Source organism: Nostoc sp. JL23 (genome assembly GCF_017115065.1).
Taxonomy (GTDB): domain Bacteria; phylum Cyanobacteriota; class Cyanobacteriia; order Cyanobacteriales; family Nostocaceae; genus Nostoc; species Nostoc punctiforme_A.
Window position 1 is genome coordinate 1 of record NZ_JABXKN010000002.1, and the last position, 9271, is coordinate 9271.

Genomic DNA, 9271 nt, shown 5'->3' on the forward strand with positions numbered 1-9271 from the left:
TCACTGGTGGATTAAAATCGGGGCTTAATCGTAAGTGATTTACCGAACATGATATCACTTGTGTCGTTCAAGAAGTTACTCAAGATATACACCCTGCCATCACCAGTAATGGAGTTGAAGCCGGATTATTTTTGCATAGCAAGGGCAATGTGGAGTCTACACCCGATTTGCAGTTCTTTTTCGGCCCGATTCAATTCTTGTCACCTGGTTATACTCCTGCTGATTTTGGATTTACAGGTGCAGTCTCTCTTACCCGTTTCCAAAATATTGGCAGCGTCACTTTGCGATCGCGTTCGCCTCTGGCGTCTCCCCTTGGGAGAAGCGTGGGCTTTGCCCAATCGCCTGACCCCAAAGATCCACCAACCATTCGGATGAATTATCTACAAAGTCAAGCCGATGTGCAAAAGTTGGTTGAGGGAGTTAAATTAATCCGCCAATTGTTTCAGACCAGTGCCTTTGATAATTTTCATGGTGAGGAGATTGCTCCGGGTTCCCACGTTCAGAGTGATGCAGCACTCGAAGCTTATATTCGGGACACTTGCAGCACTGTGTGGCATCCGGTTGGTACTTGCAAAATGGGCATTGACCCAATGGCAGTGGTCGATCCTGAGTTGCGGGTACATGGGGTTGAGGGATTGCGAGTTGTTGATGCCTCGATCATGCCAACAATCACTACGGGAAATACGAATGCACCGACTATCATGATTGGCGAGAAGGCAGCAGATTTAATTAAAGCGGAGCGTACCTCACAAAGCATTGCTAATAAACTTGATGTTCAACTTCAATCGCATCTCTAGCGAAATTGGCGACAAAATCCTGGGTGTACCTGCATATCTCCCTTAGAGGACGTTATGAACTTCTATAGAACGAATGGCACGCTTGTTAAGATACAAAAGACGATCGCCCTTGCTCCCCAATATCGGCTGACTATTCTTCCTGCTGACTCCGTTCTCTATTAACAACTTACCGCTTTAAACCCAACAATCAGAGGATTCGCATAATGGGAAAACTAGAAGGAAAAATCGCCCTTGTCACGGGTGGCAATAGTGGTATCGGTCTTGCCACAGCCAAACAGTTTGTTGCCGAAGGTGCCTATGTCTACATCACGGGTCGTCGCCAAGTCGAACTGGATGCTGCTGTAGAAGCCATTGGTAAAAATGTTACGGCTGTGCAGAGCGATGTTTCTAATCTGGCAGACCTCGATTGTCTGTTTGCCACCATTAAGCTTGAGCTTGGACACCTCGATATCATCTTCGCTAATGCTGGCGGTGGACAAATTGCCCCACTTGGAGCAATCACTGAGGAACACTTTGACAAAATATTCAACGTAAATGTCAAAGGTTTGCTGTTCACCGTACAAAAGGCGCTGCCACTGTTACCAGAGGGCGCTTCTATTATCCTGAATGCTTCGATTACTTCTATAAAAGGTACGCCAGCTTTCAGTGTTTACAGCGCCACCAAAGCCGCCGTGAGATCGTTTGCTCGGAATTGGATACTCGACCTCAGAGAACGCAAGATCCGAGTAAATGCCATTAGCCCTGGTGTGGTTCCAACTCCTGGTTACGATCATTTGGGACTGAATGACCAGCAGTTGCAAGAATTCGTGGACAGCCAAGCTGTCACTATTCCATTAGGGCGAGTCGGCACACCCGATGAGATTGCCAAAGCCGTTGTTTTTCTGGCTTCAGCCGACAGCAGCTTTGTGAACGGCATTGAGTTGTTTGTCGATGGTGGTATGGCACAGATTTGAAGTCCAAAAGGAGTTAAAGATGAAGCTTATCTCTGTTAATGTCGGGCTGCCGCGTGAAGTGAGCTGGAAAGGAAAAGCCGTCCGCACTGGAATTTTCAAAGAGCCAGTTAATGCGAGAGTGATGGTGCGCGAACTCAATTTAGATGTCGATGGACAAGCTGATCTAACCGTTCATGGTGGTTTAGACAAAGCAGTTTATGTCTATCTCATGCTAAACGGTGAAACCGAGCCGTCCATGCAAAACTGCGCTCTACTACCCAACGACGTGGTAGCAACACGAACCCTTTTCTAGCTTCTGGCAGTTGTGCATAACACGTTCTAGCGAATCCAAACCCGCGAATAAGAACCTAGTAACAGCTTAATTGTTTGCTATTCCGATTTTTTCATCCATCGCAACGATATCTGAGGAGATCGACATGACAACAACGAGCAATTCCGATTTTGCTGCCCGCGAGGCACTACGCCTGCTCGGTCCCGATCCCGAAAACTGGGTACCCGATCGCCCTGGCATCGATCACAATGTCACTATAATAGGTGGCAGCGGCAGCGGTAGCACCTTTGTATTTGCGCTACGACGTGCTGGGATCGGTCGCGTGACCGAGATCGATGCAGCCGATGACGAGGCTCATGCAGGCGTGTGGTTGACGCGAGCGCGCATGAGAACGCTCCGCACACCGAAACATCTGCCTGGTCCAGAACTAGGCATCCCAGAATTGTCCTTTCAAGCCTGGTACGAAGCGCGACACGGTGCGGCAGCCTACGCGAAAATCGATCGCATTGGGCGAGTGGCTTGGGCTGAGTACCTCAGTTGGTATCGGCATTTCCTGGGTATCCAGGTTCGTTACCAGACGAAGTTGGTGCGGATTGAACCAGTCGCAGGTTTCTTCCGCCTACACCTTGAGGTAAACGGTGTCCCGCTCTTAGAGACTACGCGCAAAATTATCTTCGCCAATGGCGTGGCTGGCACGGGTGGTCCGTACATACCTCCAATACTGGCTGACTTACCCCGCACGTTGTACGCACATACCGCCGATGCCATCGATTTTGAAGCACTGCGCGGTAAGACTGTGGCGGTGCTGGGTGCGGCGGCTTCAGCTTTCGATGCAGCAGGAGTGGCGCTGGAATCGGGAGCGAAGGCAGTACATCTATTTGTACGGCGATCGGCGATCGCATCTCTGTCAGTCCTTCGGGTACGGGATTACCCTGGTGCTTACGACAACTATCCCCAACTACCCGATGCAGCCCGCTGGTTCCAGGCTTGGCACTTTCGTCAAGCAGGCACCGCGCCACCCCCGAACTCGATTAAGCGAGCGATCGCTTTCCCGAACTTTCACATCCATCTATCTGCACCTTGGAAATCGGCACGGAAACTGGGCGATCGCATTGCCATCCAGGTGAACGATGATGTTTTCGAGTTTGATTTTGCGATCGCTGGCACTGGTTACTTCGTTGACCCAACAAAGCGTCCCGAACTAGCCGACTTTGCCCAGCATATTGCCCTCTGGCGCGATCGCTACGAGCCACCAGAAGACCTGCACGACGACGGTTTGGGGGCACATCCTTACCTCGGTAGCGCCCACGAATACCAAGAAAAAGTACCTGGCACTGCCCCTTATCTGAAAGATATTCACGTATTTAATCCTGCTGGTTTGGTCAGCTTCGGATTGCCAGTTGGTGACATCCATAGCATCCGCCGCGACGTACCTGCAATAGTATCGCGCATTAGTCACGACTTGTTCTTTAAAGACTGGGCGCATCATGAGGCACGTATCACAGGCGATATTGCCCCCGATTTTGAGAACTCGCTCTATGCTGCTGCGGTGTGGAAACAACCGATCGAGGCAGCGACCCGCTAGGTCAACAACCTTTTCACCAGTAACAAATAATTCCGGCTGGGAAACGATGTCAGTAGAAAGTGATTGCCATTCCACAATCACTGCTGAATCAAGTATCACTGTTAAATCAATTCACTTAACAGTGTCATTTCAACAAATTGTTTACTACTTATCAAAGGAGAATGTCATGGTTGCTCAAACAAACTCGCCAGCAGCAAAAATTTTGGAAGTTGCAGATGATCCACGTCTTTCTAAAGGAGTGAAGGCATTTTTGAAAGTCCTGAACTCAGGAGGTGTGCCTCTAGAGACATTACCTCCACTCGAAGCGCGTCAAGTTCTCGTGGATGCACAGGCTTCCGTTCCAGTAGACCTTTCAGGCATTGAAGAGTCTGAGAAGACAATTACTGCTGACGGTTATTCGATTACGCTCAATATCGTGCGACCGGAAGGCGTCAAAGGCACATTGCCTGTTTTCATCTTTATTCATGGTGGTGGTTGGGTGTTGGGTGATTATCCAACACACAAGCGCATGGTTCGCGATCTGGTTGTGCTTTCAGGATTTGCAGGTGTCTTTGTCAACTACACGCGCACGCCAGATGCTCAGTACCCACAGGCGATCAATGAGATTTATGCTGCGACAAAATGGGTTGCCGAGCATGGTGAGGAGATTGGGGTGGATGGCAAGAATCTGGCAGTGGTCGGCAACAGTGTCGGCGGAAATATGACAGCAGTCACTGCTTTGAAGGCGAAAGAAAACGGAGGACCACACATCAAGTTACATATCATGATGTGGCCGATCGTCGATGCCGATTTTGAAACGAATTCTTATCATCAATTCGGCGACAAACGGTACTTAACCGTACCCACGATGAAGTGGATGTATGACCTATACATCCCTGACCCAGAAAAGCGCAAAGACATCTACGCATCTCCCTTACAAGCGACGGTTGAACAACTCAAAGGCTTGCCTCCAGCATTAATTGTGGTTGCAGAGAGCGATATTTTGCATGACGAAGGCACAGCCTACGGACGCAAGCTCGATGAAGCTGGGGTAGAGGTGACAACGGTGCAGTACAACGGCATGATTCATGACTTTGGACTGCTCAATGGTTTAGCCGAGCTGCCACAAGTCCGCTCTCTGTTTGTTCAAGCTGCTGCCCAATTGAAGAAACATCTGCAATAGGATGCGATCGATGTTTTTAGGGAAAGGAAAAGACGCTCTTCCATCGCTTTGCTGCTTACCGAGTTAGGTAGGGGAAAAGGGGAAAGCGGAATGGCACTAAGTTAAAATACAACCCTTGCTTCCCAGCCTCCAGGCTAGGAACTAATTCTGAGAGCCTCCGCCTCCAAAGGCTTGATCAGAGGCAGAGCCTCTCGAAATACATTCCCAGCCTACAGGCTAGGAACGGGGTGAAACAAGACTTTCGGCTTATCTTAGTGCCATTTCGATCGTAATACAAACTACTCTCAGGTAATTACCTGCTATGAACAGCCACACACCGAGCGCTAGGGACATTATTGGATCATCACCGTTGATTGCGATTGAAAACGAAGCACCACCCAAGCTGATTGTCGATCCACCGCTTCCCAAACCACTGGCACAGGGACGTGTCTTCATCCAGTACCGGACGGAGAATTTGCGCGTGTTGCCAGTGTTCAGCAAAAGTGCCCTCGAAGTATCGCCGCGCATCGGTCATATCCACATCACCGTTGACGATTTGCCGTGGCATTTTGTAGATTCTAGTGGGGAAACGATCATCCTGGTCGGACTAGAACCTGGCGTACACAAGGTGCTGATCGAACTAGCTGACCCCACGCACAAAGTAATCACTAGCGAAACTGTGGAGTTCACGCTGCCCGATCCTAAGAAATCATCATGAAAAAACTAGAGGGAAAAATCGCAGTTGTGACGGGGGCATCTGGGGAAACGCTGCACATCGCGGGTGGTAGTCATTGATCTGTATTAAACTGCTTTTGAGGTAATTCGGTCGGCACGCACTTACAGCAGAATTCAGAATCCAGAAGTAAAACAGGGTTCATACCTGGCTTTGGGACTTAGTTTGTGTACTCCAGCAACTTGAAATCTGCTGTAATTTTAATCTAATCATGCTGAGACGTTGGCGTACCACTCCGTGGAAGCAAGCTACGCAAAGCGTCTCCAAGAGTTGCCTCTCGGAACGAGAATCGCGATTCTACCGCTTACATACTATGAACAACCCCGAAAATTCTCGACTACCCCTGCCGCCTTTCGATCGTGAATCCGCTATCTAAAAAGTCCGAATTGCAGAGGATGCTTGGAACACACATAACCCTGAACTAGTATCACTCGCTTACACGTCGGATAGCATTTGGCGCAACCGCTCAGAATTTCTATCTGGTCGTGAGGCGATCGCACAATTCTTGACACGTAAGTGGCTTAAAGAATTGGACTACCGTCTGATCAAAGAGCTTTGGGCTTTTCAAGACAACCGAATTGCTGTCCGATTTGCTTACGAATGGCATGATGATTCTGGCAACTGGTTCCGTTCTTATGGCAATGAGAATTGGGAGTTCGATGAATATGGATTCATGCGATGGCGTATTGCCAGCATCAACGACCTGCCAATTCACCAAAGCGATTCTCCAAAGGAGACGCTACGCGAACGCAAATTCCACTGGATATTGGGTCGTCGTCCTGACGAGCATCCCGGATTGTCAGACCTCAATCTTTGAAAAGCCCAACGACCATATCACCCAGTTTTTATCTTACAAGAAATCCACTGCAATGAATGCAAACAACGGCATCATTAGCCAGCTTAGTCAATATTCAGTGCCTGTAACCATTGATCGATTAGAAGCCATTCTTGAAGTAAAAGGCATCACCATTTTTGTCCGCATTGATCAACAGGCTGAAGCCGAAAAAGTCGGACTAAGCCTGTGTCCTACACAGTTGTTGCTGTTTGGCAATCCGAAAGCTGGAACTTTCCTCATGGTGGCAGAACCAACGATCGCCCTGGATTTACCCCTGAAAGTACTGGCATGGGAAGCGACTGACGGCAAGGTTTGGGTGAGTTACAACGATCCTAATTACTTAAAACAGCGATTTTCTCTCTCGGATGAGTTGGTGAAAAATATCGCTATCATTGCACCTTTAATCTATCAAGCACTTAGTTCCGCCGATCGCCAATAAGTTGCATAATTAACACGCGATCGCACCTTGGCGTTTTTGAAACAGCATTAAGGATGCAACAGCAGCTTCTCGACATCCAAAACTGGGTGACGGCTATAAGGCAGCACTGATCAACTTTGGGTATATCGCTAATGCAGTTCTTTCTACAGATGAAGTTGTAGCAGCAATCAAGTAATGTCAAACTCATTAATTTTACAAAATTTATGAAAATATCCGCGTTACTCCTGGCTCTGCCAATCAGTATCTTAGCTAATTTTTCCTTAAGAGCTTCTGCTGATTCTACTGCTGGCCTCATCCTGAGTACAAAATGCCAGGGTGGGTACAACATCAATATTTGGCAGAATTATAATTCCGGTGAATTGCTCTATCGCGCGACCAGTCCCAACGGTAATTTAAGTTTGGGCAAAGGAACTAGCCAAGTGACAGAAGGTGTTCGAGTGTATAAGTTTCGGAATAGAAATTATGAATATTCGGTGTGGGATGGCACGTTAGATAATCCGCAGGCTGAAACTTTAGAGGTGTATAAAAACAACCGTATCTTGATGAAGCAAGCTTGTAGAAAAAGTTGAATCCTAAGCACGGGTGTTATGCACTTTTTGGAAAATCAGCTAGGGCAAGCATCTTGAGTTACGCTCGTCAAATACGTTATCGCTAAAACTCTCTTAGTTAGCCAGTTTTTCTAAAATTCATAACAACTTCTAGAAATCGTATTCACCCGATCAAACCCAAAGGATATGGAAGTGGACACTCAACACTATGACGACATTATTATCGGCTGCGGCAAAGCGGGTAAAACACTTGCACCAGCGCTGGTTGCTGACGGACGTAAAACCGCTCTGGTTGAACGCAGCTTAAACATACGTGAGTTCGACGGAGCTAAAAAACGGCAGGAGGTAGTGCAGGTAAATCTTTTGGGTAAATATCAATCGACGGTTTTTTGGGCAAATAGGTGTAAGCAGCCAGTCCAGCCATCAGATTGACCAAAAAGTTAAAGATACTACGACGCCCTTGAGTGTTCTATTTGACACATATTTTTGAGATGGTCATTGACAGATTCAATTACCGCCCGTTTGCGTAAAAGAATTTTATCAATCAGTTTTACTAAACGGTTTTTCATTTTCTTTTTAGATTTGGTGACTAACTCTAAACCTCGCTGATATAACTCCTCAAATAATTTTTGTGAGATATATCCTCGGTCTCCAAACAGTTTACCAACTAAGTCTTTGGTCATATCAGGTACTGGCTTACGGTCATCTACAAAGGCTTGCGTTAGCTTGAATGCCAGTAATTCTCCACAATCGTTAATAATCAAATGAAGTTTACTTCCATTGTGCCAGCCCACAGAATTTTTACCCCATTTCACTAACCCCTTAAAAACTTTATGGGCGTGTGCGCGACAATTGTGACAAACATCTATCGGAGTAGAATCAATAAAACTAATCCCTGTAACCTCTCCCGTGCGTGTATGTAAAAAACAACACAACAACATTAAACACCAAGGCATCAGTTCCACAAACCTGGTGTAGCTCACCAAGTTGGGAAACGCTCCACGCCAACTTTGTAGCACGTGCAAGGTGTAGAACTCCTTGAAAGTTTTATAACCACTACCGTGAAATGCAATCGCAATTGTCATCACCTCTGATAAATGCATTTTTGATTTGCTGCGGTGCTCTCATGAGTGTGGATGGTAACTGTGGCACTTGTTGCCACAAGTTCTCCCACTGGTTGCAAAAATCATCTACGTCACAGAAGATTTGTACGATATCGAGGCGAGATACAATGGTAGACATAGCCGAGACCCTCATTTTTCTTAGCGGGACTTAGACAAAAATAAAGCCCAAATAAAGCCCAAACTAGCTTTATGAGCAGCAAATACGTCACGGTTGAAGGTCAACCAGTCAAAAAATCGATAAGACATAGCTGTTCTAAAGGCATCTATTGCTTCAGTAAAGGTGTTTAAAGGTTTGTTAGCCCACCTACGTCTCAAGCCTCCTGTTAACTGATGCCAAAGAATAAAAGTATAGGCACAAAAAACTAAAATAAAATGTCTAAGTAGACTTCTTTTCTCTCGGACTTGATATTCTTTTAGCCCTAACCAACACGAGAGCTTCTCTATAAAAAACTTCTACCCAATTTCTTGAGCCATAAGTGTCAACTATCCATTATGGTGTGACAATTGATGAAGAAACATTGGTGAGCCAGTGCGGTCTTGGGGTCTCCCCAAGTAGAGCATCTGGCGTGATAAAATAGTCAATATCAGTGGCTTGCGAGAAAGTCGGAGCGTTCATGACGATAGCAATATTTCGCTTTCCTTTCAGTTGTGATATCTCTATTTCTCTAGTGACAACCCATACTGTTTTTGGTTTGTCTAGATTTAATTTAATTTCTGTAAAAGCCTCTTTGGGCAGACTCTCTGCTAATTCATCTAGTCTAATTGTTTGTTGAATATTATCTTGAATATTGAGAATAACTTTGCGATTTTTAGCTAATCCCCCTAAATACTTGAGTTGACGATTT

Annotated in this window: 11 protein-coding genes and 1 pseudogene; 10 read left to right on the forward strand and 2 right to left on the reverse strand. The window is 46.6% G+C overall.

From position 1 onward, the window contains the following. Positions 1-149 precede the first annotated feature (149 nt). From HWQ42_RS00055 to HWQ42_RS00100, 10 genes are all read left to right on the forward strand, one after another. Entirely contained in the window at positions 150-797 is a 648-nt protein-coding gene (locus HWQ42_RS00055; protein WP_292808204.1) for a GMC oxidoreductase, read from the forward strand. 203 nt (positions 798-1000) lie between these two features. After that, the gene (locus HWQ42_RS00060; protein WP_292808206.1) at positions 1001-1750 is read left to right on the forward strand and encodes an SDR family oxidoreductase; all 750 of its coding nucleotides are present in this window, start codon (positions 1001-1003) and stop codon (positions 1748-1750) included. A gap of 58 nt (positions 1751-1808) precedes the next feature. Further along, positions 1809-2042 (forward strand): hypothetical protein, encoded by a 234-nt coding sequence (locus tag HWQ42_RS00065; protein ID WP_292808208.1) that lies wholly within the window; start codon positions 1809-1811, stop codon positions 2040-2042. A 124-nt stretch (positions 2043-2166) separates the two neighbouring features. Beyond that, the gene (locus HWQ42_RS00070; RefSeq protein ID WP_292808209.1) at positions 2167-3606 is read left to right on the forward strand and encodes an NAD(P)/FAD-dependent oxidoreductase; all 1440 of its coding nucleotides are present in this window, start codon (positions 2167-2169) and stop codon (positions 3604-3606) included. Continuing rightward, positions 3560-4768 carry an alpha/beta hydrolase gene (locus HWQ42_RS00075; protein ID WP_292808211.1) on the forward strand — a complete coding sequence of 403 codons (1209 nt, stop codon included), beginning with the start codon at positions 3560-3562 and terminating at the stop codon, positions 4766-4768. Before HWQ42_RS00070 ends, HWQ42_RS00075 begins: the two co-directional genes overlap by 47 nt. A gap of 301 nt (positions 4769-5069) precedes the next feature. Then, a complete protein-coding gene (locus HWQ42_RS00080) occupies positions 5070-5465 on the forward strand; it encodes a DUF6130 family protein (protein ID WP_292808213.1) in 396 nt (131 codons plus the stop codon). 400 nt (positions 5466-5865) lie between these two features. After that, the gene (locus HWQ42_RS00085; RefSeq protein ID WP_292808223.1) at positions 5866-6297 is read left to right on the forward strand and encodes a nuclear transport factor 2 family protein; all 432 of its coding nucleotides are present in this window, start codon (positions 5866-5868) and stop codon (positions 6295-6297) included. Positions 6298-6349: 52 nt separating this feature from the next. After that, positions 6350-6754, forward strand: coding sequence for a DUF302 domain-containing protein (locus tag HWQ42_RS00090; protein WP_292808215.1), 405 nt, complete (start codon positions 6350-6352; stop codon positions 6752-6754). A gap of 203 nt (positions 6755-6957) precedes the next feature. Continuing rightward, positions 6958-7323, forward strand: coding sequence for a hypothetical protein (locus HWQ42_RS00095; RefSeq protein ID WP_292808217.1), 366 nt, complete (start codon positions 6958-6960; stop codon positions 7321-7323). A gap of 165 nt (positions 7324-7488) precedes the next feature. Further along, on the forward strand, positions 7489-7734 hold the full coding sequence (locus HWQ42_RS00100; protein WP_292808219.1) for a hypothetical protein: 246 nt from the start codon (positions 7489-7491) through the stop codon (positions 7732-7734). A gap of 17 nt (positions 7735-7751) precedes the next feature. Here the strand turns inward: HWQ42_RS00100 and HWQ42_RS00105 are convergent, their stop codons facing one another. Then, complete coding sequence (locus tag HWQ42_RS00105; protein WP_292808221.1) at positions 7752-8405, reverse strand: IS982 family transposase; 654 nt, start codon at positions 8403-8405, stop codon at positions 7752-7754. A gap of 159 nt (positions 8406-8564) precedes the next feature. Beyond that, positions 8565-9271, reverse strand: a pseudogene (locus tag HWQ42_RS00110) (IS701 family transposase); the annotation flags it as partial.

Bases quoted from the DNA above. Each gene is read 5' to 3' on its own strand.
- HWQ42_RS00060 (WP_292808206.1), top strand. From the start codon at position 1,001: ATGGGAAAACTAGAAGGAAAAATCGCCCTTGTCACGGGTGGCAATAGT.
- HWQ42_RS00100 (WP_292808219.1), top strand. From the start codon at position 7,489: ATGGAAGTGGACACTCAACACTATGACGACATTATTATCGGCTGCGGC.
- HWQ42_RS00070 (WP_292808209.1), top strand. From the start codon at position 2,167: ATGACAACAACGAGCAATTCCGATTTTGCTGCCCGCGAGGCACTACGC.
- HWQ42_RS00080 (WP_292808213.1), top strand. From the start codon at position 5,070: ATGAACAGCCACACACCGAGCGCTAGGGACATTATTGGATCATCACCG.
- HWQ42_RS00090 (WP_292808215.1), top strand. From the start codon at position 6,350: ATGAATGCAAACAACGGCATCATTAGCCAGCTTAGTCAATATTCAGTG.
- HWQ42_RS00075 (WP_292808211.1), top strand. From the start codon at position 3,560: ATGCTGCTGCGGTGTGGAAACAACCGATCGAGGCAGCGACCCGCTAGG.
- HWQ42_RS00105 (WP_292808221.1), bottom strand. From the start codon at position 8,405: ATGCATTTATCAGAGGTGATGACAATTGCGATTGCATTTCACGGTAGT.
- HWQ42_RS00095 (WP_292808217.1), top strand. From the start codon at position 6,958: ATGAAAATATCCGCGTTACTCCTGGCTCTGCCAATCAGTATCTTAGCT.